Here is a 23,798-nt window from a genome sequence, read left to right on the forward strand (position 1 = left end):
CTAATTCTCCTTTAACACATATTCTTCAATAGCCCAAGCAACGGCTTCCTCGTCATTGGTCATGGGGGTAATGACATTGGCAACTTCCTTAACTGCAGGAACTGCATTTTGCATGGCAACTCCCAGACCTGCCCACTCAATCATAGAAAGGTCATTAGCCTCGTCCCCACAAGCCATGACTTGGCTTTGGTCGATTCCCAAGTGTTTAATTAATTTCGCTAAACCTGTTGCCTTGTGGACATTCTTTGGTGACCATTCTAGCAAGAGTTCACGAGATTTAAATATCTCATACTGGTCGTATAATTCTGGTGAAATCTTCTGAATAGCTGCATCCAAAGGTTCCTGAGGAAATGCGGTCACACATTTATTGTAGGTCATCTGACTAGACAAGTCTTCAAAAGCAGTTGGAATAAACGTTAGAGCCGGGTTTAACTGGGCATATAAACTACTTTCTTGGCCATACTGAATCTGATAAACTGTTCCTTCTGAAATGGCGTATAAGGGGATTCCTAGTTTTTCAGTCTCCTCGTAAATTCGAGTCACATCGTCGATTGAAAAAACTGTTTTATCGAGAATCTCCCCCGTATTTTTCTGGACAAGCCCTCCATTAAAGGTGATGGTGTACTCATCCTCCTTTCCATCTGTTCCCAACTCCTTGAGAAAGAAATCCATAGCCTTCAGAGGACGTCCCGTTGTCAGTACGACCTTGATGCCACGATCACGCGCAGCTTTTAAGACTGCCTTGGTTCGATCTGTCAACTTTTTATCCGTTGTCAGTAAGGTACCATCTAAATCAAGTGCAATCAATTTAATATCTGCCATTACAAGCCCTCCATATAAGCCATCACTGACTGGTCCTTGTGGTGGCCAATCACAGCTTCTGCTAATTCTAAAATCTCTGGTCGCGCATTTTCAGGAGCGATTGGGTGCCCGACGACCTGCATCATGTGAAGGTCATTGAGATTATCCCCAAACGCCATGATCTGATCCATGGTTAAACCAAGTTTTTTAGCTAACTCAACAATAGCCACACCCTTATCAACGTAGTCCAAGACAATATCGATGGATTCAAAACCTGTTGTCATGGCATTGACTCCAGGAACGTTTTCGTTGACCCAAGTCTCTCCAGCTTCTATCGTATCTTCTGTGAAGTTCGTGGTGAATTTAAAAATCTCATCCGTAATAGCTTCCAGACTCGCTACTTTTTGAATGTTTTCATTGTAGTGACGGCTGAACTTGAGATAGGTCTCATCGACTGTATCCAATACATAACAAGCTTTTTTCCCTGTCAGCAGCATTTTTCTTTCATCAAAATAGGGCGATTTCTTTAAGGCTTCAAAAGTGCTCAAGTAAAAGTCCCGAGACATGGTAGTCTCGTACATATTCTCTCCATGAAACTCAACATAGCTCCCATTTTCAGCTATAAAAATCACTTCATCACGCACATCAGCAAATAGCTTTTTAAGGGACAAGATACCGCGACCCGAAGCCACAGCAAAATAAATCCCCTTTTCCTTGTAGGAAACGAGTAAGTTTTTGAGGCGTTCCATATCAAACCGACCCTCTCCGTCTAGAAAGGTTCCATCCATATCGGTTGCTACAAGTTTAATCATAAAATCCTTCATACTCCAATTGATAAATCTACCTTCTATTATACCATAGATAAGCTGAAAAAGGAGGAGTCTATGAGGATTGGTTACTGTATTGCAGTGGTTTTCGGTAAATGAGATAAAAAAGAATGTTTTTAATTGAGAAATAAAAGAATTGGACATATTGCAGTAAATTCTATTGGAGGAAAATTTAGCTTTTCAATAGAGTTCAAAAATGATATAATCAACAATGTACTTCATGATACTGTCTCAACTAACCAAAGCTAGTGAGTTTATATTAGCCACGATTTTAGTAAACTGATAGGTGAGAGAATATGTCATAGAAAGCGAGGTAACCTCACAAGAGTAGAGTCCGAGTAATACGAATCTAAGTATAGACTTCATAGCTTAACCAAGTAACGTTTAAAATATCTGTTGAGTATCTTTATGAGATTTCTACATAAGAGAATATTTTAAAAGGAGATGATCGTGGTACTTTTTATACGTCGAATTTACATTCATAAGGCATTCGTTCAAGAACTAACGGAATGGAAAGAAAAACAAGCTCATCTATTACTAGAGTTTACGGACAATACAGAAGACTTACAAATCTTTTAAGAAAGTCCTTTGCAACTGACTGCTCCAATGGTTTCTAATCAAAAGATTAAATTGAAAAAAAGAATGCCTGCGTCATTAAAAATGATTCATAATCACGATTTTCGGCACTCACATGCAGCGTTTCTAGTTTCAAAAGGACTCAGAAACGGTGAGGGGAAAAGATTATATATTTTTTACACTTATGAAACGACTTGGACACAGTAGCATTAATACAACTATCAACATCTACTCGCATTTATTCCCAACTCAACAAAAAGAAGTCGCCAATGCTTTTGACAACTTCTAGGGCAAAAAAATGGCAAAAAAATTTATAAAACAAGGCTCAAAGCCTTGATACGAAAGGAATCTTAAAAATATTATGATGAACATGCAAAACATGATGCGCCAAGCACAAAAACTTCAAAAACAAATGGAACAAAGTCAAGCAGAACTCGCTGCTATGCAATTTGTTGGAAAATCTGCTCAAGACCTTGTCCAAGCGACCTTAACTGGAGATAAGAAAGTTGTTAGTATTGACTTCAGTCCAGCAGTTGTAGATCCAGAAGATCTAGAAACCTTGTCTGATATGACCGTTCAAGCCATCAACGCTGCTCTAGAACAAATCGACGAAACGACTAAGAAAAAACTAGGTGCTTTCGCTGGAAAATTACCATTCTAATCACCTACAGAAAAAGGAGGAAGGTTCACTTCTCCTTTTTTTCTCTGTTAGAAATTAAAGAACTCCGTAGCTTTTTTCAAAAGGAGATCGGTGTATTCTGGATCTTCCTGAGCTGCTGCTAAAGTCTCCTGTAGCATCTCCGTGTCATCTGTAATCATCCCATCCACTGACAACTGCAACGATTTATCAAGTGCGTCAGAGCTATTGATGGTCCATACGTAAAGCTTTTGTTCCGTATACCAAAGTTTAGTAACAAAATATTCATCCAATGTTGAATACTCCATGGTATAGCCAGTTGCCTTGGTTTTTGGGAAAATACTATTATAAGGCAAGATGAAATAAGCTGGAATAGTCGAATCATATTTCAAAACTTGGTCAATCACATGATAGTCTAGTGATTGCATCTGATGACCATACTGCTTGATAATAGAGCCATACTTCTCTAGAAAACGTTCCATCATTTGTGGACTATCTTTTTTACTGGTTTTAATTTCAATCAACAATCTTTGATGAAGTTCATTCGCGCGATTGAGATAGTCATCAAAACTAGATATCTTGGTTCGATAGCCATTTTCAGAAATATCTAACCCTGTCAACTCCTCCAAAGTCAAGTCTTGAGGTCTGACATTGATACCTGCTAAGTTCTTAAGATTGGCGTCATGCATCATCACAAACTGACCATCTTTGGTCTCCTGCACATCCATTTCAATCAAATCTGGTTTCAGTTGCGCTGTTTTTTCCAAAGACTGTACAGTGTTTTGTACACCATTTTTATTTGAAACGCCCCTATGTGAAATGACTAAAGGGGTATTTGTCACAGGAGCTTCCAGATAGATATAACCTTCCAGCGCAAAAAAGATACTAGCACAGCCCATAACTCCCCATCTCATCAAATGGTCTTTTTTTCTTCTTGGCATAATCTCCAGTTCCTCACCTGTCAAAAAGGAGACAAACTTAACAAGGAAATAGGTCAACGCCATATAGTGGATGTTTTTTATCAAGACAAAGTTGATAACTCCAAGAATCAGTGATTCTTTCTGTGTTAAATTGTCAATTACAATCTGTCCTATTAGCAAGGGAGTCAAGAGGAGGAAGAAAAAGAGATAGGTTTTAATAATAATGAGTAGCAAGTTCCAAGCATAAAAGAGAACTTGTTTTTTTGTCTTTTGCAGACTAAATTTTACTCCTTCTCTCACAGTCCTCTTTTCAAAGAGAATCTTCGGAAGGGCAAACATGAGTCGGACAGACACATAGAGCAAAATCCAAGCAGATGCAAAAATCATCAAGCCTACTAGCCAGTGCTTGTCTTCCAGATAAGTCACGATAAAGTCTGGAATAACGATTTTATTTAAGTAATAAATTTTTAAAATTTTCCTGATAAAAGGAAAGAGCATGGCCACGTAAAAGAATACAAAGGCCATCTTACAGAAGCTCAAGCGTTTCATGAACAGAAAACTTTGTTGGAAAACTTTGCGACTGTACTCAATCAAGGTTCTCTTTTCGTGGTAGAGAAGGTGACGCGCCCCAATAAAGAGGAGGCAAATCTGGAAATAGGCCACCAAAAGATTGATTACAATCAAGACAAGAAAGGCCAGACTGATTAAAGGAGAACTCGTGATAATGGCAAAAATATTATTGTAAGAAATAAACAAATAGCCCGTCTGGCTGAGTAAAAGACCAGCAAGCCAAGAATTGAGAGGTAGCCACAGATATTCCACCATCATGAAAATTAAGAAAAAGAGGAAGAGAACTTTATCTAGGTTGAGGTAAATTTTCCTAAAACCTAGTTTTTTAGGTTTTTCAGGTTTCATAAGCACTCCTAGTCTAGAAATTGAGATAAGTCTAGCCCACCAAAAGGATTCATGGATAGATTACTCTGTTCTTCTAATAATAGTTTTCCTTCGTCAGACTCCAGAAAGGCTTCATAAACACGCGCTGTCATACGGGCATCTTCTAAACTATTATGCGATTGACCTTTAAAGCCTAAAAAATTCGCAACGGTTTGCAGTTTGAGATTAGCTATGCCGTGTAGGTCGGAACTACGACGTTCAAAAGCCTCATCATATAGGTCGACCTTATACTGGTCACGATAGTCCAAGCCATGCTCCATGAGAATAGGCAAATCACTCTTGGCTGCATTGTAGCCAACAATGGGTAAGTTGCCAACAAATCCCTGAAAGTATTTTAAAACTTGCTCTACTTTTGGCGCATCTTTCAAGGTTTCAGCTGTAATTCCTGTCAAACCATTGATAAAACTCTTTAAAGGCACGCTGGTATGGACATAAGAATCAAAGGCATCTATTTCATGACCATCTTGAAAACGAACTGCTGATACCTGAATTAAATGGGTAACCCCTTCGTGTTGATTGAATTCTAAGTCAAAGGCGATATAGTCTCTTAATTTTTCCATCTTTTACCTCAATTCCGACTCAATTTAAACTATAAATAATAAAAGAAGCTATTAGGTTAGTGAATAACCCAAACAGCTTCTTTATTTTCCTCCAAACAGGCGAGCAAAAAAGCCTCTTTTGGTTGCTTGGACTTCTTCTTTTGCTTGGTCCAACTCTAGTTTCAAGCTTTCTTGATCCTTCATGGCTTGAAGAGTTAACTGTTGCTGTTGATCCAATTGTTTGTCCTTTTCAGCAATCTGGCGATCTTTGATGCGCATCTGCTCATCTTTTTCTGCTAACTGCTGGTCTTTAGCCTTGAGTTGCTCATACAATCGAAGAATTTCAGCATTTTTCTCATCGACCAAGATTTCCATCAGTTCGCGTTGTTTGACATCATCACTGACTGGTTCATCTTCAAAAATCGTTTTTTTGTAGATTTCTTCTAGCTTGATTAAGCCACTTCGAGTAACTACTGTTACGCCTTTGTCATTTTTTTTCGTGTCTTCTTCGGGAAGTTCTTTGACACGATTGTTGATTGCCTGACGAGATAGTCCTAAGACCTCTGCAATCTCGCTGACGGTCATTTCAATACTCATAATATCCTCTGAAACGTTTTCTAGCTTTTCTTTATTTAAATCTTATCATAAGCAAGAAAAACTGTCAAATTTTGGCTTAATTCAAGGCCTTTAAAAAGGCTAGTAAAACTTGGGCAGAACGACGTCCGGCTTCAATGATAAACTCATCAAATGAGATAGAGGCTTCGTGATTGGCATTGTCACTCATAGCGCGAATAACTAGGAAAGGTAGGTCAAGAGCCTGAGCTGCCTGAGCAATGGCTGCCCCTTCCATTTCAACTGCTAAAACATCTGGAAAGTGGGACTTGATACTAGCAATCTTATCATCTCCAGCTATAAAACTGTCCCCTGTAGCAATCAAGCCTAGGTGCCAAGTCTGCTCTAATTGAGATAAACTTTCTTGAATCCTAGCGATAAAGTTCTTATCGGATTCAAAGTAAAGAGGTTGACCAGCCATCTGACCATAAGCATAGCCAAATGCAGTCACGTCCACATCATGATAGACTAGTTTATCCGCAATCACGACATCACCAACAGCAATCCCTTCTGCAAGAGCACCTGCTGATCCTGTATTGATGATGGCTTCTACTTGAAAATGGTCAGCTAACACCGCTACACTCATAGCCGACATGACCTTTCCAATCCCACTCTGAACTAGGACAACTTCTGTCTTGCCAATAATTCCAGTGTAGTAAGTATTTCCCAAGACCTGAACTTCTTGAGGTTTATCCAAATTCTGAGTTAAATGTATCAGCTCTTCTGGCATGGCAGCAATGATTCCAATTTTCATTTCATGTCCTTTCAATTACAAGAGTTTCATCGCCAAAATTAACAAAATCAAGAGTAGAATGACTGCAAATAAGATGCGATTGAGTTTCGAATTAAAAACATTTCTCTTAGTGTTCTCAATGCGACGGCTCTTATGAATCGTTGGTTCTACTTCGATTGTAAGTGTATCTTGACTAAAACCGTTGTCTCTAGAACGTGAATAGCCAAAATGTTGTGAAGCAGTTGGCAGGATTTTGGTTTCCTCATCATCTTGGAGGGGTGGTCCTGAGATTTTCTCACCACGATTGGCACGTTCAATCATTTCATCTGTTAATAAAGGTTTTCCCATAGGTTGCTCCTCTATTTCTTTTGTAGTTCCCAGTACTGGATCGCCATGATAGTCTTGGCATCACAGATATGACCTGACTGGATCAGGTTCTTGGCCTCCTCTAGACTCACTTCTAGGACTTCCAAGGTTTCATCATCATCTTGCGGACGAGGATTATCTACCTTAGTTAAATCACTTGCTAGGTAGAGTTTTAATTTTTCATTGCAAAAACCAATTGCTGAATAGAAATCGTATAAGAGTTCTAACTTACCTGTGTAGGCAACTTCCTCTTCTAGTTCTCGAAGGGCGGCTGCCATAGGATCAGCATTTTCACCAATTTCAAGTTTCCCAGCAGGAATCTCATAAGAGACAGCCTCGATAGTCTTTCGGTATTGCTTAACGAGGACAATTTTATCCTCAGCTGTCACGGCTAGAACACAAACGGCTCCATTGTGAAAAATCAAGTCACGTTGAGCAGTTCCTTTTCCTTCTGGCAGTTCCACCTGATCTTGCACCAGTTTAAAGATAGGACCTTGATAGATTTCCTTCCGGCTAATCGTTTTTTCTTCAAATTCCATAATCAGTTCCTACTGGTTTTTCGGATGATGAGGCAAACGTGTTGCGTATTCGTCTTTATTAACCTGACGTCCACGACCAATAGCAATAGCATCCGCTGGGACATCTTTAGTAATAGTTGAACCAGCACCAACGAGAGAATTATCTCCAAGTTCTACAGGGGCGATGATGGTTGAGTTTGAGCCAACAAAGACATTGTTGCCAATAACGGTCTTATATTTGTTTTTCCCGTCATAGTTTACTGTAATCGTACCTGCGCCAAAGTTAACGTGGCTACCTACTTCACAGTTTCCGATATAGGTCAAATGACCTGCCTTAGTATTTTCACCGATTGAAGAACCTTTAACTTCTACGAAGTTACCGATATGAACTTGGGCACCGAGGCTTGAACCTGGACGAATATGGGCATAAGGACCAACAGTCACACCGTCTGCAACCGTACTTTCCTCAATCATAGAATTCGTAATCACGGCACCAGCTCCAATGGTGCTATCCACGATATAAGTTCCATTTGTTAAAACAGTCTCTGCCTCAATCTTCGTTTGACCTTTCAAGGTAACGTTAGCTTCGATTTGAACTTCAGGAGCAATCTCGACATCAATGTCGATGTAGGTTGCTTCTGGATTAACAAAACTAACACCATTAACCATGTGAGCGTGATTGATACGGCGACGCATCACTGCTTCCGCAGTAGCAAGAGCTACACGGTCATTTACTCCAAGACTTTCATCAAAGTCCTTGAGAGTATAGGCACCAACCTTCTCACCCGCATTACGGAAGATACCAATCACATCGGTTATATAGTATTCTCCTTGAGCATTATTAGTATTGATATTTTTAAGGGCTTCAAAAAGACGTTCATTGTCAAACACATAAGTTCCTGTATTAATTTCCTTGATTTGCTGTTCAAAATCTGTCGCATCTTTTTGCTCGACAATACGAAGCACTTCAGCGTTATCGTTGCGGACAATTCGACCGTATCCAAAAGGATTTGCCGCTTCAGCTGTCAGGATAGTCGCAACATTTTTGTGATTGATGTGGAAATCCAAGAGATTTTTTAAACTTTCACCCGTAATCAGAGGTGTATCACCAGCGATAACCAAGGTATGACCAGTCAGACCTTCTAAGATTGGCTCTGCCATCATCACAGCATGCCCTGTACCTAATTGCTCCGATTGAGTGACAAAGTCTGTCTGTCCAGCCAAGACTTGCTCAACTAACTCAGCCTTGTGTCCCACTACGGTAACTGTCTTTTCAGGTTGAATAGCACCAACACTACGAAAAACGTGTTCCAACATTGAAATTCCTGCTACTTTATGAAGTACCTTAGGAAGATCTGATTTCATGCGAGTACCTTTACCCGCTGCTAAAATAATGGCATAATTTGACATACTATTCTCTTTTCTCTAAAAATTCCCTTATATTATACCATATTTTTACTTTTAAAGAACAAACAAACAGGTACTTTCCTGAAAATCTCCCCTACTTGTCTACATTTCTGAGTTGTTTCCTTTGATTTTTTTTAGATTTTACGATAAACTAAATAGATATGAGAAAACAGATTCATCCTGCTATTATTTTTAGTTTATTTGGAATTTTCATAGCGATTTTACTCCTCAACAAACCAAGTTTTGAGGACCATCCCGTCAAGTCAAAACCAAATGCTGTTCAGGTTGAAAATCAGGCCTTGCATAATCTTGACAAACCTATTATTGATGTCTCTGGTTGGCAAAGACCTGAGGAAATCAACTACGACACCTTATCTCAAAACATTTCTGGTGTTATCGTTCGCGTGCACAATGGGGCACAGCACACTGAAACAAATGATGCTGCCTTTATCAATGGTGTCGATAAAGCCTATAAAAATCACATTGCAGAATTTCAAAAACGTAATGTCCCTGTGGGTGTGTATGCTTACGTAGCTGGAAAAAGTAAAGAAGATATGGAAAAGGCCGCTGAAGTCTTCTACAATGCTGCTTCTCCCTACAATCCTAGCTACTACTGGTTAGACGTTGAAGAAAAAACAATGTCCAATATGAATGAAGGTGTTGAAGCTTTTCGTGCCAAACTGGAATCTTTAGGCGCTAAAAACATTGGCATCTATATTGGAGTTTACTTTATGCAAGAGCACAGTATCAATACAGATAAGTTCACTGCTATTTGGATTCCTTCCTATGGAACTGACTCTGGTTATTTTGAAACTAAGCCAAATACGGATCTGGACTACGATCTCCACCAGTACACTTCTAAAGGAAGAATTGCAGGATTTGAACATCATTTGGACATCAATTTGATTTCTACTGCTAAAGAGAAGGAAGAAACCTTCAGAAAGCTATTTTTAAGACCATAAGACAAGTGAAAATAACAAACTTTTTCACTTGTTTTTTCATTTTTTTGCCGTCTGTGTTATAATTGAAAGCATAGAGAAGAATTTTATGAAATTGAGGATTTTATTATGTTTTCATGGATTGCACGAGTTATTAAAGGAATCGTCATCGCCTTAGGATTTATCTTACCTGGAATTTCTGGAGGAGTTCTGGCTGCAATATTAGGTATCTACGAGCGAATGATCGGCTTTCTAGCTCATCCTTTTAAGGATTTCAAAACAAATGTCTTTTACTTTATACCAGTAGCTATTGGGATGTTGCTAGGTATTGGTTTGTTTTCTTATCCAATCGAATATTTGCTAGAAAATTACCAAGTCTATGTTTTATGGAGTTTTGCAGGAGCTATCATTGGTACAGTACCTAGCCTCCTTAAAGAATCTACTCGGGAGTCTGATCGTGATAAGATTGACCTAGTCTGGTTCTGGACTACCTTTATCATTTCTGGGTTGGGTCTTTACGCTCTCAATTTTGTCGTAGGATCACTCAGCGCAAGTTTTGCAAACTTCATCTTAGCGGGTACTCTTTTAGCTCTGGGTGTCTTGGTCCCTGGTTTAAGTCCGTCAAACCTACTCTTGATTTTGGGACTGTATGCTCCTATGCTAACTGGTTTTAAAACCTTTGATTTATTTGGAACCTTCCTTCCTATCGGCATTGGTGCAGGAGCAACCCTCGTTATCTTTTCAAAATTGATGGACCATGCCTTGAACAACTATCACTCTCGTGTTTATCACTTTATCATTGGCATTGTTCTTTCAAGTACTCTTTTAATTTTGATTCCAAACGATGGAAATGCTGAAAGTATCCAGTACTCTGGACTTTCCGTTGTGAGCTATGTTCTCGTTGCCTTCTTCTTTGCGCTTGGTATCTGGCTTGGTATCTGGATGAGTCAATTGGAGGATAAGTATAAATAATGGCAAAAAAAGTCAAGATTAAAAAAACCTTGGTCGAACAAATCTTGACCAAGGCAGGCATTGAGCATACAGGCATTCAAATCAATGCGCTTGAAGGAGAACTTCCTCCTGAATACGACAGAAAACAGATATTTAAAACATTGGCACTTTTGGGAGACAAGACGGGACCAATCATCGGAATCATCCCCATAACAGAACACCTCGCCGAGAAAAAACTAGCAAAGGTTTCTGGCAATAAAAAAGTGAGCATGATTCCACAAAAAGACTTAGAAAAAACGACAGGTTATATTCACGGCGCTAATAACCCCGTAGGCATTCGCCAAAAACACAATTATCCAATTTTTATTGATCAGACTGCTTTGGATTTGGACCAAATGATCGTTTCTGCTGGGGAAGTCGGACATAGCATCATCATACGCCCTCGAGACTTGGCCAGCTTTGTAAAAGCGGATTTTGCTGATATCTTGGAGGAAAGTAAGTAATGAAACTCTATTTTGTCCGTCATGGTCGGACTGTCTGGAATCTTGAAGGACGTTTTCAAGGTGCTAGTGGTGACTCGCCCCTTCTTCCAGACTCCATTGACATCCTAAAACAACTGGGGCAGTATCTTAAGGAAATTCCTTTTGATACGATTTATTCTAGTGATTTACCCAGAGCAGTTAAGTCTGCTGAAATTATCCAAAGTCAACTCCAGACCCCTTGTCCTTTAAAAAGCATTCCTGACCTACGTGAATGGCAACTTGGAAAACTTGAAGGTTTAAAAATCGCAACGCTCAATGCGATCTATCCACAACAAATCAAGGCCTTTCGCTCCAATCTGGCTCAGTTTGATACAAGGATGTTTGAAGCGGAATCCCTTTACAGTACTACCAAACGCACCATTCAATTTATCAAATCTCTGAAAGGAAGTCCGGCTGAAAACATTCTAATCGTCGGTCATGGTGCAAATCTCACTGCTAGCCTTCGAACACTTTTAGGTTATAAAGAGGCTCACCTTCGCAAAGATGGAGGCTTGGCCAATGCTAGTTTGACGATTTTGGAGACTGAGGATTTTGAATCCTTTACTCTCGAAAGATGGAATGACACTTCCTATCAGGAAAAATAATGGAACTTGATCCCACTGGTCAAGTTCTTTTTAGTTTTCAAAGAATATCCGTGAATTTCTCTGCTATTTATGATAAAATGGGAGTATCGTAAAAAATGACTCATCGTATCAAATTTTGAGTAAAATTAGGAGGAACCCATGTCTACAGAACATATGGAAGAACTAAATGACCAGCAGATCGTTCGCCGTGAAAAAATGGCTGCGCTCCGTGAACAAGGAATCGATCCCTTCGGAAAACGTTTTGAACGTACTGCTAACTCACAAGAGCTTAAAGAGAAATTTGCAGAACTCGATAAAGAACAATTACATGAATTAAACGAAACTGCTACAATTGCAGGACGCTTGGTAACTAAACGTGGTAAAGGAAAAGTCGGCTTTGCCCATCTCCAAGATCGTGAAGGTCAAATCCAAATCTACGTTCGTAAAGACGAAGTTGGTGAAGAAAACTACGAAATCTTCAAAAAGGCTGACCTAGGAGACTTCCTCGGTGTCGAAGGTGAGGTTATGCGTACAGATATGGGAGAGCTCTCTATCAAAGCCACACACATCACGCACTTGTCTAAAGCGCTTCGTCCTCTTCCCGAGAAATTCCACGGTTTGACTGATGTTGAAACCATCTATCGTAAACGTTACCTAGACTTAATTTCTAACCGTGAAAGCTTTGAGCGTTTTGTCACTCGTTCAAAAATCATCTCTGAAATCCGTCGTTATCTAGACCAAAAAGGTTTCCTTGAAGTGGAAACACCTGTCCTTCACAACGAAGCCGGTGGTGCTGCTGCTCGTCCATTTATCACTCACCACAATGCCCAAAACATTGACATGGTTCTTCGTATTGCAACTGAGCTTCACTTGAAACGCCTCATCGTTGGTGGTATGGAACGTGTTTACGAGATTGGCCGTATCTTCCGTAACGAAGGAATGGACGCCACTCATAACCCTGAGTTCACTTCTATCGAAGTTTATCAAGCTTATGCTGACTTCCAAGATATCATGGACTTGACGGAAGGTATTATCCAACACGCTGCTAAATCAGTCAAAGGTGATGGCCCAGTAAACTATCAAGGAACTGAAATTAAGATCAATGAACCGTTTAAACGTGTCCATATGGTGGATGCTATCAAGGAAATTACTGGTGTTGATTTCTGGCAAGATATGACTTTTGAAGAAGCAAAAGCTATCGCTGCTGAGAAGAAAGTTCCAGTTGAAAAACACTACACTGAAGTTGGCCACATTATCAACGCCTTCTTTGAAGAGTTTGTTGAAGAAACCTTGATCCAACCAACCTTTGTCTATGGACATCCAGTAGCTGTGTCTCCACTCGCTAAGAAAAATCCTGAAGACGAACGCTTTACTGACCGCTTTGAGCTCTTCATCATGACCAAGGAATACGGTAATGCCTTTACTGAGTTGAATGATCCAATCGATCAGCTTAGCCGTTTTGAAGCTCAAGCAAAAGCTAAAGAACTTGGGGATGATGAAGCGACTGGCATCGACTATGACTACATCGAAGCCCTCGAATACGGTATGCCACCAACAGGTGGTTTGGGAATCGGTATCGACCGTCTCTGCATGCTCCTCACTGATACAACTACTATCCGTGATGTATTGCTTTTCCCAACAATGAAATAAACTCTTATCCTCTGGCCCTTGCCAGAGGATTTTTAATACTAAAAGAGACTGAGGAAAAACTCAATCTCTTTTCTTATTCTTGATTTTTAACTTGACTGGTGGCTACATCTTCCCCAAACCATTTCTGGCTGATTTCCTGGAATTTTCCTTCTTGGTATAGTGAGATAAAGGCTTGGTTCAATGCAGCTAGCAACGTTTTATCAGCAGGTCTAACACCCACTGCAAAAGCTTCACTTTCAAATCCAGCTGAAAAGACATTGTAGTCACTTAATATCCCTTCAGACTGGAGGTAGTAATTGGCATAGACACGGTCAATCAACAAGGCATCAATCCGATCATTTTTCAAATCAATCAAGGCTTCATTGAAACTTTGGTATTGATTGGCCTTCTGATCTTTTACCTGATTTTTTAGCAAATCTGGCTGCGCTTCAAAGTTCAAATAACCAGAAGATCCAGCCTGAGCTCCCAAAACCTTGTTATTCATATCTTTGACTGACTGGATATTTTGAGATTTTTTAGAAACTAAAATTTGCTGATTTTCCATATAAGGTATGGTAAAGGCGACCTTCTCCCGCCTTTCATCTGTTGCAGAATAACCATTCCAGATGGCATCAATGGTACCATTTTGTAGTTCGGTTTCTTTCATATCCCAGTCGATGGGTTGAAAATTCACCTGAATTCCAAGTTTTTCAGAGACAGCTTGGGCTAGGTCTATATCAAAACCTACATATTGACCATTCTTCTCTTCGAATCCCATGGGAACGAAGGTATTGTCAAATCCAATGGTAATGCTGCCCTGTTCTTGATATTTGGCCCAATTATCCTGCTTCGGATCACTGACCTTTTGCGTACAAGCTGTCAGGAAGAAGTTAAAGAACAGAGCAAGTACAAGGGCAATTTTCTTTCTCTTCATAGGCACCTCCTACTTTGGATCAACCTTAAGGATCTGATCAGCAATGTTTTCCGCAAACTGAAGATCGTGCGTCACAACAATCTGGGTCATACCACGCTCTTTATTTTGAAGGATGAGTTTTTCCACTTCTAATCGTAACTCAGGATCTAAGGCTGATGTAGGCTCATCATACCCGATAATTTCGGGATCAATCATCATGGCGCGCGCTAAGGCGACACGCTGCTTTTGTCCACCAGATAGTGAGAAAGGATAAGCATCCGCATGTCCAGCTAACCCAAGTTGTTCTAACAAAACGCGCGCCTTTTTCTCAGCAGCTTCCTTGTCCATATTCATGGTTTTAATAGGTGACAAGATTAAGTTCTCGAAAACTGACAAATGCGGAAAGAGTTGAAAGTCTTGGAAAACAAATCCTAGTAGATTACGCTTTTCCAATTCATCTATAGCTAGAGATTCGCCATTATAGTAGATTTCTCCAGAATCGATGGTCTCCAGGCCAGCTAGCATACGTAATAAGGTGGTCTTTCCGCCTCCTGATGGACCTACGATTGCGAGGATTTGCTTTTCAGGAATAGATAGACTGAAATTGGTTAAGATTTGTTTTCCAGCAAAACTCTTGTTAATATTTCGTAATTCTAACATAGCAGTCCTCCTATCTGTAATAACTGTACTTCTTCTCAAGTTTTTTCGCTACAATGGTCACAAGACCAATCATGATCAAATAAATCGCTCCAGCTAAAAACATAGGAACAAGACTAGCATCCCGATTGGCAGCTGTTCGACTAGCCAAGATCAAATCTGAAATCCCCAAGGCATAGACCAAAGAAGTATCCTTGACCAAACTCATGACTTCATTAAATACACTAGGTAGAACAATTTTGGTCACCTGTGGTAAGATAATATAGCGCACTGTGGCAAAAGGGCTAAACTTCAAGACCTTAGCAGCCTCATATTGACCCTTAGGAATGGTATCAATCCCCCCACGGAAGATTTCAGCAAAGTAAGCTGCATAATTCAAAACAAAGGCAATAATAGCCGCAGGAAGGCGATCCAAACGAATCCCAATATTTGGGAGCACATAATAGATAAAGATCAATTGCAAGAGCAAGGGTGTTCCCCGCATGATCCAGATATAAATGTTGATCAGATAATGGAGGAGTTTCCAATGGACTTGCAAGGCAAATGCAATCAAAACGCCCAAGGGAATAGAAAAAATCAAGACCAGTACAAAAACCTGTAAAGTCATGCTTGCACCGCTCAATAAACTCGGTAATATCTCAAATAAATAAGACATACTGCACCTCCTAAAAATAATTATTCCTATTATAGCATAAATAAACAATTTAGCAAGGGTTATTGTAAAAAAATTCTGTTTCCTTTTGAAAATAAAAAAACCGCATCCATCAAAATGACTAGATACAGTTTTGCTTTATAGGATATTTTTAAAGTGTTTCTAGCAGTTCTTGCATCTGAACATCATCTGGAATCAGTTTTAAATATAACTCTGCTTGAGTCTTAGCTTCTTCAAAATACCCCAATTCACGCAAGAGATAAGTATATTGTTCCAGAAACTCTGGATTGTCCTTGAGGTCAGACGACAGTTCTTGATAGAGCTCATAGGCCCTATCTAAATCCTCGATTTCCTGATAAGAACGGGCAATCATCCACTTGGTCAAGACGTTTTCAGGTTCTTGACTTTGGAGAGCGATAATGTCCTCAAACCGCTCTTGTTCCATATAAATGGTTGCAAGGCGAAGGAATATTTCTTCTGTATCCTCTGCATCTTCTTTTGCAGTAAGGAGAAAGTCCTCCGCACCGCTAGGATCATGTAATTCATACGAGAACTGAGAAGCAGCTAGTAAGAGACGAGTTTCAAATGGATTTTTCTCCAAACCCTGTTTAGCGATACGGAGAGCTTCTTCTATCTGATGTTCCTTGTGCAAGGATTGACTATAACCATACTCATATCCCTCAAAATCTGGCGAAATGGTATCAATCTGCTTAAAGTAGAGAGCTGATTTTTGATACTCTTCTTGGTCAAAGTAAAGACTAGCCAGTTCAAAGGCAGTTTGGTCATCGTATTCTAGTTCTAAAGCTTTTTCTAAGAATTCTGTAGCAGCTTCAAACTTGCCTAACTGGGCATAAGCGTAGCCAATTCGTTGGTAGGTTGAGACACTCGTTTGCTCATAGATGGAGCGATTGTCTAATTGGGCATAGCCCTGAATAGCTTCCTGATAATTTCCTAACTCACTATCCAACTCAGCCAGACCAAAAACTAATAACGGTTCATCTGAGTAGTTTAAGGCCTCCAGTAACTTTTCACGTGATACATCTGTCAATCCTTCCAACTGATAGAGATCAGCCTTCAAGGCCAAAGCCGATACATACCAATCATTATCAGGTGTAATTTCCTCGAGATAGGCAAAGGCTTCCTCAACATTGCCATCCTCACTTGCAATTGCAGCTAAGTTCAGATTCACTTCTGGAAATTCTGACACAATTTTTAGATAAATTTCCTTGGCTTGAGGATAAAAGCCAATTCCCTCTAGATAGCTTGCTAGTTCGTAGAGAACTTCACTTGAATCAGTTTCAAGTGCTTTGCGAAAATACTGATCCGCCTTGGTTAAATCCTGTTCATCCAAAGCCTGGAGCATGCGTTGACTATTGTTCACTCTTGATTTCCTCCCCTTCTTCTTCATACAAACCGCTGACTTTTTTGTACCAGTTAAAGATAGCAGAGATAACGACCTTGGCAGAAGCATAGACAGGAATTCCCAGCAAGACTCCCCAAATACCAAACATAGAACCTGAAGTTAGGAGAACAAAGAGGACATTGATCGGATGGATGTTTAGCTGACTACCTAAAATAAGCGGAGAAACGAAGCGACCTTCAATCGTTTGTTCTACGATAAAGACAATGACAACTTTCAATAGCATGACAGGTCCTGCGATTAAACCTAAAACAAGGGCAGGCAGCATGGCAAGGAAACTACCTAGATAAGGTACTAGATTGAGGATACCAGCCGTGATCCCCAGAGTCACAGCATATCTGAGACCGATAATCTTAAAGAAGATAATAAACATGATTGCTACAATAATAGCTACTGTAACTTGTCCTCTAACATAGTTTGACAGCTGTTTATTGACATCTGATAGGATTTCACCCACAGGTTCTTTTAATTTGGTTGGGATAAACTTAGTCAAATAGTCTCGTAGACCTTTTCCATCGCGCAAAAGATAAAAGAGCATAAAGGGGACGATAATGACCGCTACAATCACCTGAGAAACACTACTGATAAAGGCGCTGACCCAGTTAACGGCTTGAGAAGAAATTTTGCTGGCCCATATCGTTGCTTCTGTAGAAACATTGGCAAGAACCTGCTCCAACTGTGGTCTAAAATCATCTGGCAAGCGTTTGGTTACAAGGTCATTGATAACCATATCAGCATCCTTAAGATAAGTCGGCACATTCTTTGCAAAATTTAAGACTTGGCGTTGGAAATTTGGAATTGCGACTGCCAGCCCCCAAATGATAAAGAGTCCAATAATAACAAAAACAATACTAATGGCAAGAACACGATTGATCTTGTGTTTCTCCATCCAGTCAACAATCGGATTGAGGAGGTAATAGAGTAAACCAGATAAAATAACTGGTAACATGACAACCCCAAGAAAGTCTAAAACGGGTAAAAATATAAAACTAATCTTACTTAAAATAAAAATGTTTAGCCCCAGTAACAAGGTTACTAAAAATACAGTGATGGCTTTATTATCTAAAAACCACTTAAAAAACCAAGATAGGCTAAAATGTTTCTCTTTATGTTCCATAAATACATCCTTTCTGTCATTATTTCATTATACCATTTTTAATCTAAAATAACTCTTATTAAAGTGCTTACATAGATTAAACGAACACTTCCTGACTGTCATTTTATGGTATAATGAACTTATCATTATTAAGAGGTATGGACATGAAAGAAACTGTTTATTTTGGAACTTACACTCGTCGCTTATCTAAAGGGATTTACAAGGCAGATTTTGATACAGAAACAGGCCAGCTTGCAAACCTTGAACTCTTTGCTGCTGAACCAAGTCCGACCTACCTTGCCTTTGACCAACAGCAACACATATACACCGTAGGGAGTCAGGATGGCTTGGGGGGAATCGCTGCTTACAAGACCGATGGTACTTTGTTAAATCATGTGGTTGAAGAAGGCGCTCCCCATTGTTATGTGGCAGTTGATGAAAAGCGCAATCTCATTTACGGAGCCAACTACCATAAAGGCCAAGTTCTGGTTTATCAGCGCCAAGCAGATGGTAGTCTCATCCAAACGGACCTGGATCAGCATAGTGGACAAGGCCCTCATGAAAATCAAACTTCTCCTCATGTCCACTTTACAGATCTAACACCTGACCAGTATCTCGTCACATGTGACCTAGGTACTGACGAGGTGACGACCTATGATGTTAGCCCAGAAGGAAAACTAAGTAAGCTCCACACTTATCACAGCCAGTCTGGAGCAGGTGCTCGCCACATCGTTTTCCACCACCACTATAAGATTGCCTATCTCATCTGCGAACTAAATAGTACCATTGAAGTCTTGATTTACGATGGGGTTGGTGAATTTGAACGCATGCAAGTCATTTCAACCTTACCAGATGGATACGAAGATTTCAACGCTACTGCAGCCATTCGTCTTTCAAAAGATGGGAAATTCCTTTATGCATCCAACCGAGGTCATGATTCCATTGCCGTCTATACAATCCTCGCTGATGGCAGTCTGGAATTATTAGAGATAGTACCAACACATGGACAAAATCCACGTGATTTCGACCTAACTCCTGATCAAGAGTTTCTCATTGCTGTTCATCAAGATTCTGATAACGCAACCGTCTTTAAGCGTAATTCTGAAAGTGGCCGTCTTGCAGAACTTTCTAACGATTTCCATGTCCCAGAAGCAGTTTGCATCCACTTTGCGAACTAAGATAATCAAAAAATGAACTTGAGATTCAAGTTCATTTTTTGATTATAGTTTATTTCCGACATTAATACGGTTAATGGCACGTTGAAGAGCAATCTTAGCGCGTCGTTCTTGGTCAATTAAGTGCTTGTCTTGAGCTTCTTCGATTTCACGTTCAGCGCGAAGTTTCGCACGTTCAGCACGGCTGATATCGATATCACGAGCACGCTCTGCTGAGTCGGCTACAATGGTAATGATGTCATTGGCAATCTCAATAATCCCACCGTTTACTGCAATCCAGTTCACATGAGTATCATCATCGATTCTTTTTACCTTTACTTCATCAACCGCTAAAACCGCAATCATATTTTCATGTCGTGGCAAGATCCCCATCTCACCATCCAGAGTTCGAACCGATACAAAGCTGGCATGGTGGTCATAGACGAGGCCATCTGGTGTCACGATCTGGACAGTTAACTGAGCCATAGATCACCTCTTAAAATCCCATTTTCTCTGCCTTAGCAATGACGTCTTCGATTGAACCGACGCCACGGAAGGCATCTTCTGGAAGTTTGTCGTGTTTCCCTTCAAGGATTTCCTTAAAACCTCGAACCGTTTCCGCTACTGGTACATAAGAACCAGGTTGACCAGTAAATTGCTCCGCAACGTTGAAGTTTTGTGACAAGAAGAACTGGATACGACGGGCACGTGCAACTAAGGTTTTTTCTTCATCAGAGAGTTCATCCATACCGAGGATAGCAATGATATCTTGCAATTCATGGTAACGTTGAAGCACACGTTTGACTTCCGCAGCAACTGCATAGTGCTCCTCACCAACAATCTCAGGAGCTAAGGCGCGTGAGCTTGATGCAAGTGGGTCAACGGCTGGGTAGATACCCAATTGTACCAACTTACGTTCCAAGTTAGTCGTTGAATCCAAGTGAGCGAAGGCTGTTGCTGGCGCAGGGTCAGTGTAGTCATCCGCAGGTACGTAGATAGCCTGGATAGAGGTTACAGACCCCTTCTTGGTTGATGTGATACGTTCTTGTAATTGCCCCATTTCTGTAGCAAGTGTTGGTTGGTAACCAACGGCTGATGGCATCCGACCCAAAAGGGCAGATACTTCTGAACCAGCCTGAGTGAAACGGAAGATATTGTCGATAAAGAGAAGCACGTCTTGGCCTTCTACATCACGGAAGTATTCAGCGATTGTCAAACCAGTAAGGGCAACACGCATACGGGCTCCTGGTGGCTCATTCATCTGACCAAATACCATGGCTGTTTTCTCGATAACGCCTGATTCTTTCATTTCCCAGTAAAGGTCGTTCCCCTCACGGGTACGTTCCCCAACACCAGTAAATACGGAAATCCCACCGTGTTCTTGGGCAATGTTGTGAATCAATTCTTGGATCAAGACAGTTTTACCAACTCCGGCACCACCGAAGAGTCCAACTTTCCCCCCTTTAAGGTAAGGGGCAAGAAGGTCGATAACCTTAATCCCAGTTTCGAGAATTTCAGAAGAGGTAGACAACTCATCAAAAGTTGGAGCTTTTTTATGAATTGGCTGACGCTCAGCGTCTTCAGCGAAAGGAGCATCCAAGTCAATGGTATCTCCCAAAACATTGAAGACACGTCCCAAAGTTTCTTTACCTACAGGCACAGAGATTGGACGACCTGTATCCAAAACTTCCATTCCACGAGTCAAACCATCTGTTGATTCCATGGCGATAGTACGAACCATACCATCACCCAACTCCAAGGCTACTTCAAGGACGATTTTTGTTTTTCTTTCGTCATTTTTGTAGACGACAAGTGCATTGTTAATCTCAGGAAGTGTTTCCCCAGCTGCAAACAAGACGTCTACAACGGGTCCAATAACCTGAGCAATTTTACCTGAACTCATCTCCTTCTCCTATTCTATATAAGATACTGTCGGTTCCTAGTGTACCTAGGGCCTAAGTTCATTTTGATACGTACAGGGTAGGGCCTTATTCTAAGGCACTAGCACCTGCTACAATTTCTGTAATTTCTTGTGTAATCGCCGCCTGTCTGGCACGGTTATACTGAATGGTCAAATCATTGATGACTTTCTTGGCATTATCAGTCGCTGTCTGCATAGCTGTCATACCAGCGGCATTTTCAGCTGTCTTGGCATCGATAATGGCTCCATAAATCATACTTTCAGCATACTGTGGCAACAATTGCTCCAAAATTTCTTCTCGGCTTGTTTCCAACTCAAATGTCAAGCTATACTCCTCATCTGCTTCGTTCGGATCAAGGTCAACAATCGGAAGCATTTGCTCCACACGCATTTGGCTGGTAAGTGTATTAACGTGGTGATTATAGCAGACATAGAGTTCATCAAAGAGTTCATTTTGATACATTTCAATCGTTTTTGAAATAATTTTACGAACTTCATCAAAACTAGGTTGATCAGCCAAGCCTCGTAATTCATAGATTGGTTGAATGCCACGAGCCTTGAAAAAGTCAGCTCCCATACCACCAATACAGATGACTTCAAAGTCATCTCCATTCGGATGATATTCTTCTTTCAACTCCATAACAGTTTTAAGGATGGAAGAATTGTAGCCCCCAACTAAACCACGATCTGAAGTGATGACAATATAGCCTGTCTTTTTAACTGGACGACTAATCAACATAGGATTGGTTGAACCACCAGCTCCATTTCCATGAAGGATATCTGTCAAAAGTTTACGAACTTTTTGAGAGTATATTTGAAAGTTTCGAGCTGCTTCTTCAGAGCGGCCTAATTTAGCTGCTGACACCATTTGCATAGCATTGGTGATTTGACTCGTATTTTTTGTTGAGGCGATTTTTGTTTTAATATCATTTAGAGATACTGCCATCTGACACCTCTATTCTTATTGGAAGCTGGATTGATTGAGAAACTCTGTAATCGCAGCATCCAAGATTGCTTCTTCTGGCAAGTCTTTTGTTTCACGAATGGTTTCCAAAATCTCTGGATGTTGAGCATCAAAGAAGGCATGGAACTCTTCCTCAAAGCGAACAATGTCATTTACTGGGACTGTATCCAAGAAACCATGTGTCAAAGCATACAGGATAGTAACCTGTTTCTCAACTGGCAATGGTTTGTGAACTGGTTGTTTCAATACTTCTACCGTTCGACGGCCACGATTCAACTTAGCCTGTGTTGCCGCATCCAAATCAGAACCAAACTTAGTGAAGGCTTCCAACTCACGATATGAAGCAAGGTCTATACGAAGTGTACCAGCAACCTTCTTCATAGCTTTGATTTGTGCAGAACCACCTACACGAGATACAGATGAACCCGCATCAATAGCTGGACGAATACCTGCATTAAAGAGGCCATCTCCAAGGAAGATTTGTCCATCTGTGATTGAAATTACGTTGGTCGCGATATAGGCAGAGATATCTCCTGCTTGCGTCTCGATAAATGGTAGGGCTGTGATTGATCCACCACCAAGCTCGTCAGAAACTTTAGCTGAGCGCTCAAGCAAACGGCTGTGGAGATAGAAAACATCCCCTGGGAAGGCTTCACGACCTGGTGGACGACGAAGCAAGAGGGAAAGCTCACGATAAGCTACCGCTTGTTTTGAAAGATCATCATATACGATCAAAACATGCTTGCCTTGGTACATAAATTCTTCAGCCATAGCCACCCCAGCATAAGGAGCTAGGAAGAGCAATGGAGAAGGCTGTGAAGCAGAGGCTGTCACAACGATTGTGTAGTCCAAGGCACCGTACTGACGAAGTGTTTCTACTTGTGTACGAACCGTTGATTCTTTTTGTCCAATGGCTACATAGATACAAATCATATCTTGACCTTTTTGGTTCAAGATGGTATCGATCGCAATGGTTGTTTTCCCTGTCTGACGGTCTCCGATAATCAACTCACGTTGACCACGACCAATCGGTACAAGGGCATCAATAGCTTTCAAACCTGTTTGCAATGGTTCTGAAACAGACTTACGCTCCATAACACCAGGAGCTGGTGCTTCTACTGGACGAGTCTTGTTCGTGTGGATTTCTCCGAGACCATCAACTGGACGACCAAGTGGATCCACAACACGTCCAATCAAGTTATCACCGACAGGGACTTCCATGATTTTACCTGTACGACGAATAGTATCGCCTTCACGAATATCTGTAAAGTCACCTAGGATGATAATCCCAACGTCTGTAGACTCCAAGTTTTGCGCCATACCATAAGAGCCATTTTCAAAAATCAAGAGCTCTCCACTCATGGCATTTTCAAGGCCGTGGGCACGCGCAATACCGTCCCCGATATAGGTTACAACACCTGTTTCAGTCACATCAAAATTGGGTTTGAAATTTTCAATTTGTTGCTTAATTAAAGCGCTGATTTCTTGTGCGTTAATTGCCAAAAGAA

Annotated in this window: 25 protein-coding genes and 1 pseudogene; 8 read left to right on the forward strand and 18 right to left on the reverse strand. The window is 40.6% G+C overall.

What is annotated here, in order from left to right; genetic code table 11:
* Positions 1-822 carry a Cof-type HAD-IIB family hydrolase gene (locus FGK98_RS05390; protein ID WP_138100377.1) on the reverse strand — a complete coding sequence of 274 codons (822 nt, stop codon included), beginning with the start codon at positions 820-822 and terminating at the stop codon, positions 1-3.
* Entirely contained in the window at positions 822-1,613 is a 792-nt protein-coding gene (locus FGK98_RS05395) for a Cof-type HAD-IIB family hydrolase (protein ID WP_138100378.1), read from the reverse strand. The genes FGK98_RS05390 and FGK98_RS05395 overlap by 1 nt, the downstream gene beginning before the upstream one ends.
* A gap of 480 nt (positions 1,614-2,093) precedes the next feature.
* Here FGK98_RS05395 and FGK98_RS05400 point away from each other — a divergent pair.
* Together FGK98_RS05400 and FGK98_RS05405 are read left to right on the forward strand one after the other, a co-directional pair.
* A pseudogene (locus FGK98_RS05400) lies at positions 2,094-2,493 on the forward strand (site-specific integrase); the annotation flags it as partial.
* A gap of 72 nt (positions 2,494-2,565) precedes the next feature.
* Positions 2,566-2,865, forward strand: a complete 300-nt coding sequence (locus FGK98_RS05405; RefSeq protein ID WP_000981527.1) for a YbaB/EbfC family nucleoid-associated protein — start codon at positions 2,566-2,568, stop codon at positions 2,863-2,865.
* A gap of 47 nt (positions 2,866-2,912) precedes the next feature.
* On the opposite strand, the gene FGK98_RS05410 is transcribed toward FGK98_RS05405, so the two are convergent.
* The 7 genes from FGK98_RS05410 to glmU all read right to left on the reverse strand — a co-directional run bounded on the left by FGK98_RS05410 (position 2,913) and on the right by glmU (position 8,893).
* Entirely contained in the window at positions 2,913-4,676 is a 1,764-nt protein-coding gene (locus FGK98_RS05410; RefSeq protein ID WP_138100379.1) for a glycerophosphoryl diester phosphodiesterase membrane domain-containing protein, read from the reverse strand.
* Between the two features lie 8 nt (positions 4,677-4,684).
* Positions 4,685-5,275, reverse strand: coding sequence for a 3'-5' exonuclease (locus tag FGK98_RS05415; protein WP_125448322.1), 591 nt, complete (start codon positions 5,273-5,275; stop codon positions 4,685-4,687).
* A gap of 81 nt (positions 5,276-5,356) precedes the next feature.
* Positions 5,357-5,851 carry a chromosome segregation protein RocS gene (gene rocS / locus FGK98_RS05420; RefSeq protein WP_061453567.1) on the reverse strand — a complete coding sequence of 165 codons (495 nt, stop codon included), beginning with the start codon at positions 5,849-5,851 and terminating at the stop codon, positions 5,357-5,359.
* A gap of 76 nt (positions 5,852-5,927) precedes the next feature.
* Positions 5,928-6,620: a 5'-methylthioadenosine/adenosylhomocysteine nucleosidase gene (locus FGK98_RS05425; RefSeq protein WP_138100380.1), complete on the reverse strand. Its 693-nt coding sequence runs from the start codon at positions 6,618-6,620 to the stop codon at positions 5,928-5,930.
* 15 nt (positions 6,621-6,635) lie between these two features.
* Entirely contained in the window at positions 6,636-6,947 is a 312-nt protein-coding gene (gene macP, locus FGK98_RS05430; RefSeq protein WP_138100381.1) for a cell wall synthase accessory phosphoprotein MacP, read from the reverse strand.
* Positions 6,948-6,958: 11 nt separating this feature from the next.
* Positions 6,959-7,504, reverse strand: a complete 546-nt coding sequence (locus FGK98_RS05435; protein ID WP_138100382.1) for an NUDIX hydrolase — start codon at positions 7,502-7,504, stop codon at positions 6,959-6,961.
* A gap of 9 nt (positions 7,505-7,513) precedes the next feature.
* Positions 7,514-8,893 carry a bifunctional UDP-N-acetylglucosamine diphosphorylase/glucosamine-1-phosphate N-acetyltransferase GlmU gene (glmU, locus tag FGK98_RS05440; protein WP_138100383.1) on the reverse strand — a complete coding sequence of 460 codons (1,380 nt, stop codon included), beginning with the start codon at positions 8,891-8,893 and terminating at the stop codon, positions 7,514-7,516.
* A gap of 158 nt (positions 8,894-9,051) precedes the next feature.
* Here glmU and FGK98_RS05445 point away from each other — a divergent pair, with 158 nt between their 5' ends.
* The 5 genes from FGK98_RS05445 (at position 9,052) to lysS (ending at position 13,534) form a co-directional block, all read left to right on the forward strand.
* Positions 9,052-9,852, forward strand: coding sequence for a glycoside hydrolase family 25 protein (locus FGK98_RS05445; RefSeq protein WP_138100384.1), 801 nt, complete (start codon positions 9,052-9,054; stop codon positions 9,850-9,852).
* 105 nt (positions 9,853-9,957) lie between these two features.
* Positions 9,958-10,800, forward strand: coding sequence for a DUF368 domain-containing protein (locus FGK98_RS05450; protein WP_138100385.1), 843 nt, complete (start codon positions 9,958-9,960; stop codon positions 10,798-10,800).
* Entirely contained in the window at positions 10,800-11,282 is a 483-nt protein-coding gene (locus tag FGK98_RS05455) for a YbaK/EbsC family protein (protein ID WP_138100386.1), read from the forward strand. The genes FGK98_RS05450 and FGK98_RS05455 overlap by 1 nt, the downstream gene beginning before the upstream one ends.
* Positions 11,282-11,905 (forward strand): histidine phosphatase family protein, encoded by a 624-nt coding sequence (locus FGK98_RS05460; protein WP_138100387.1) that lies wholly within the window; start codon positions 11,282-11,284, stop codon positions 11,903-11,905. Before FGK98_RS05455 ends, FGK98_RS05460 begins: the two co-directional genes overlap by 1 nt.
* A 138-nt stretch (positions 11,906-12,043) precedes the next feature.
* Entirely contained in the window at positions 12,044-13,534 is a 1,491-nt protein-coding gene (gene lysS / locus FGK98_RS05465) for a lysine--tRNA ligase (protein ID WP_138100388.1), read from the forward strand.
* Positions 13,535-13,607: 73 nt separating this feature from the next.
* Here lysS and FGK98_RS05470 read toward each other — a convergent pair whose 3' ends face one another.
* The 5 genes from FGK98_RS05470 to FGK98_RS05490 form a co-directional block, all read right to left on the reverse strand.
* Entirely contained in the window at positions 13,608-14,447 is an 840-nt protein-coding gene (locus tag FGK98_RS05470; protein WP_138100389.1) for an amino acid ABC transporter substrate-binding protein, read from the reverse strand.
* A 9-nt stretch (positions 14,448-14,456) separates the two neighbouring features.
* A complete protein-coding gene (locus FGK98_RS05475) occupies positions 14,457-15,086 on the reverse strand; it encodes an amino acid ABC transporter ATP-binding protein (protein ID WP_138100390.1) in 630 nt (209 codons plus the stop codon).
* Between the two features lie 10 nt (positions 15,087-15,096).
* The gene (locus FGK98_RS05480) at positions 15,097-15,738 is read right to left on the reverse strand and encodes an amino acid ABC transporter permease (RefSeq protein WP_138100391.1); all 642 of its coding nucleotides are present in this window, start codon (positions 15,736-15,738) and stop codon (positions 15,097-15,099) included.
* 148 nt (positions 15,739-15,886) lie between these two features.
* Positions 15,887-17,116, reverse strand: a complete 1,230-nt coding sequence (locus FGK98_RS05485; protein WP_171011117.1) for a tetratricopeptide repeat protein — start codon at positions 17,114-17,116, stop codon at positions 15,887-15,889.
* Positions 17,106-18,272: an AI-2E family transporter gene (locus FGK98_RS05490; protein ID WP_138100392.1), complete on the reverse strand. Its 1,167-nt coding sequence runs from the start codon at positions 18,270-18,272 to the stop codon at positions 17,106-17,108. The genes FGK98_RS05485 and FGK98_RS05490 overlap by 11 nt, the downstream gene beginning before the upstream one ends.
* 143 nt (positions 18,273-18,415) lie before the next feature.
* Between FGK98_RS05490 and FGK98_RS05495 the strand changes: the two genes are divergently transcribed.
* Complete coding sequence (locus FGK98_RS05495) at positions 18,416-19,429, forward strand: lactonase family protein (RefSeq protein ID WP_138100393.1); 1,014 nt, start codon at positions 18,416-18,418, stop codon at positions 19,427-19,429.
* 42 nt (positions 19,430-19,471) lie between these two features.
* Here the strand turns inward: FGK98_RS05495 and FGK98_RS05500 are convergent, their stop codons facing one another.
* The 4 genes from FGK98_RS05500 to atpA form a co-directional block, all read right to left on the reverse strand.
* Positions 19,472-19,891: a F0F1 ATP synthase subunit epsilon gene (locus FGK98_RS05500; protein WP_000068036.1), complete on the reverse strand. Its 420-nt coding sequence runs from the start codon at positions 19,889-19,891 to the stop codon at positions 19,472-19,474.
* Between the two features lie 10 nt (positions 19,892-19,901).
* Complete coding sequence (gene atpD / locus FGK98_RS05505; RefSeq protein WP_138100394.1) at positions 19,902-21,308, reverse strand: F0F1 ATP synthase subunit beta; 1,407 nt, start codon at positions 21,306-21,308, stop codon at positions 19,902-19,904.
* Between the two features lie 85 nt (positions 21,309-21,393).
* Positions 21,394-22,272, reverse strand: coding sequence for a F0F1 ATP synthase subunit gamma (locus FGK98_RS05510; protein ID WP_138100395.1), 879 nt, complete (start codon positions 22,270-22,272; stop codon positions 21,394-21,396).
* A 15-nt stretch (positions 22,273-22,287) separates the two neighbouring features.
* Complete coding sequence (gene atpA, locus FGK98_RS05515) at positions 22,288-23,793, reverse strand: F0F1 ATP synthase subunit alpha (RefSeq protein WP_138100396.1); 1,506 nt, start codon at positions 23,791-23,793, stop codon at positions 22,288-22,290.
* Positions 23,794-23,798 lie beyond the last annotated feature (5 nt).

This window comes from Streptococcus australis, from assembly GCF_901543175.1.
GTDB lineage: Bacteria > Bacillota > Bacilli > Lactobacillales > Streptococcaceae > Streptococcus > Streptococcus australis_A.

What these genes read in the sequence shown, in the direction of transcription:
- FGK98_RS05390 (WP_138100377.1), bottom strand. Translation starts at nt 822, where the DNA reads ATGGCAGATATTAAATTGATTGCACTTGATTTAGATGGTACCTTACTG.
- FGK98_RS05395 (WP_138100378.1), bottom strand. Translation starts at nt 1,613, where the DNA reads ATGATTAAACTTGTAGCAACCGATATGGATGGAACCTTTCTAGACGGA.
- FGK98_RS05405 (WP_000981527.1), top strand. Translation starts at nt 2,566, where the DNA reads ATGATGAACATGCAAAACATGATGCGCCAAGCACAAAAACTTCAAAAA.
- FGK98_RS05410 (WP_138100379.1), bottom strand. Translation starts at nt 4,676, where the DNA reads ATGAAACCTGAAAAACCTAAAAAACTAGGTTTTAGGAAAATTTACCTC.
- FGK98_RS05415 (WP_125448322.1), bottom strand. Translation starts at nt 5,275, where the DNA reads ATGGAAAAATTAAGAGACTATATCGCCTTTGACTTAGAATTCAATCAA.
- rocS (WP_061453567.1), bottom strand. Translation starts at nt 5,851, where the DNA reads ATGAGTATTGAAATGACCGTCAGCGAGATTGCAGAGGTCTTAGGACTA.
- FGK98_RS05425 (WP_138100380.1), bottom strand. Translation starts at nt 6,620, where the DNA reads ATGAAAATTGGAATCATTGCTGCCATGCCAGAAGAGCTGATACATTTA.
- macP (WP_138100381.1), bottom strand. Translation starts at nt 6,947, where the DNA reads ATGGGAAAACCTTTATTAACAGATGAAATGATTGAACGTGCCAATCGT.
- FGK98_RS05435 (WP_138100382.1), bottom strand. Translation starts at nt 7,504, where the DNA reads ATGGAATTTGAAGAAAAAACGATTAGCCGGAAGGAAATCTATCAAGGT.
- glmU (WP_138100383.1), bottom strand. Translation starts at nt 8,893, where the DNA reads ATGTCAAATTATGCCATTATTTTAGCAGCGGGTAAAGGTACTCGCATG.
- FGK98_RS05445 (WP_138100384.1), top strand. Translation starts at nt 9,052, where the DNA reads ATGAGAAAACAGATTCATCCTGCTATTATTTTTAGTTTATTTGGAATT.
- FGK98_RS05450 (WP_138100385.1), top strand. Translation starts at nt 9,958, where the DNA reads ATGTTTTCATGGATTGCACGAGTTATTAAAGGAATCGTCATCGCCTTA.
- FGK98_RS05455 (WP_138100386.1), top strand. Translation starts at nt 10,800, where the DNA reads ATGGCAAAAAAAGTCAAGATTAAAAAAACCTTGGTCGAACAAATCTTG.
- FGK98_RS05460 (WP_138100387.1), top strand. Translation starts at nt 11,282, where the DNA reads ATGAAACTCTATTTTGTCCGTCATGGTCGGACTGTCTGGAATCTTGAA.
- lysS (WP_138100388.1), top strand. Translation starts at nt 12,044, where the DNA reads ATGTCTACAGAACATATGGAAGAACTAAATGACCAGCAGATCGTTCGC.
- FGK98_RS05470 (WP_138100389.1), bottom strand. Translation starts at nt 14,447, where the DNA reads ATGAAGAGAAAGAAAATTGCCCTTGTACTTGCTCTGTTCTTTAACTTC.
- FGK98_RS05475 (WP_138100390.1), bottom strand. Translation starts at nt 15,086, where the DNA reads ATGTTAGAATTACGAAATATTAACAAGAGTTTTGCTGGAAAACAAATC.
- FGK98_RS05480 (WP_138100391.1), bottom strand. Translation starts at nt 15,738, where the DNA reads ATGTCTTATTTATTTGAGATATTACCGAGTTTATTGAGCGGTGCAAGC.
- FGK98_RS05490 (WP_138100392.1), bottom strand. Translation starts at nt 18,272, where the DNA reads ATGGAACATAAAGAGAAACATTTTAGCCTATCTTGGTTTTTTAAGTGG.
- FGK98_RS05495 (WP_138100393.1), top strand. Translation starts at nt 18,416, where the DNA reads ATGAAAGAAACTGTTTATTTTGGAACTTACACTCGTCGCTTATCTAAA.
- FGK98_RS05500 (WP_000068036.1), bottom strand. Translation starts at nt 19,891, where the DNA reads ATGGCTCAGTTAACTGTCCAGATCGTGACACCAGATGGCCTCGTCTAT.
- atpD (WP_138100394.1), bottom strand. Translation starts at nt 21,308, where the DNA reads ATGAGTTCAGGTAAAATTGCTCAGGTTATTGGACCCGTTGTAGACGTC.
- FGK98_RS05510 (WP_138100395.1), bottom strand. Translation starts at nt 22,272, where the DNA reads ATGGCAGTATCTCTAAATGATATTAAAACAAAAATCGCCTCAACAAAA.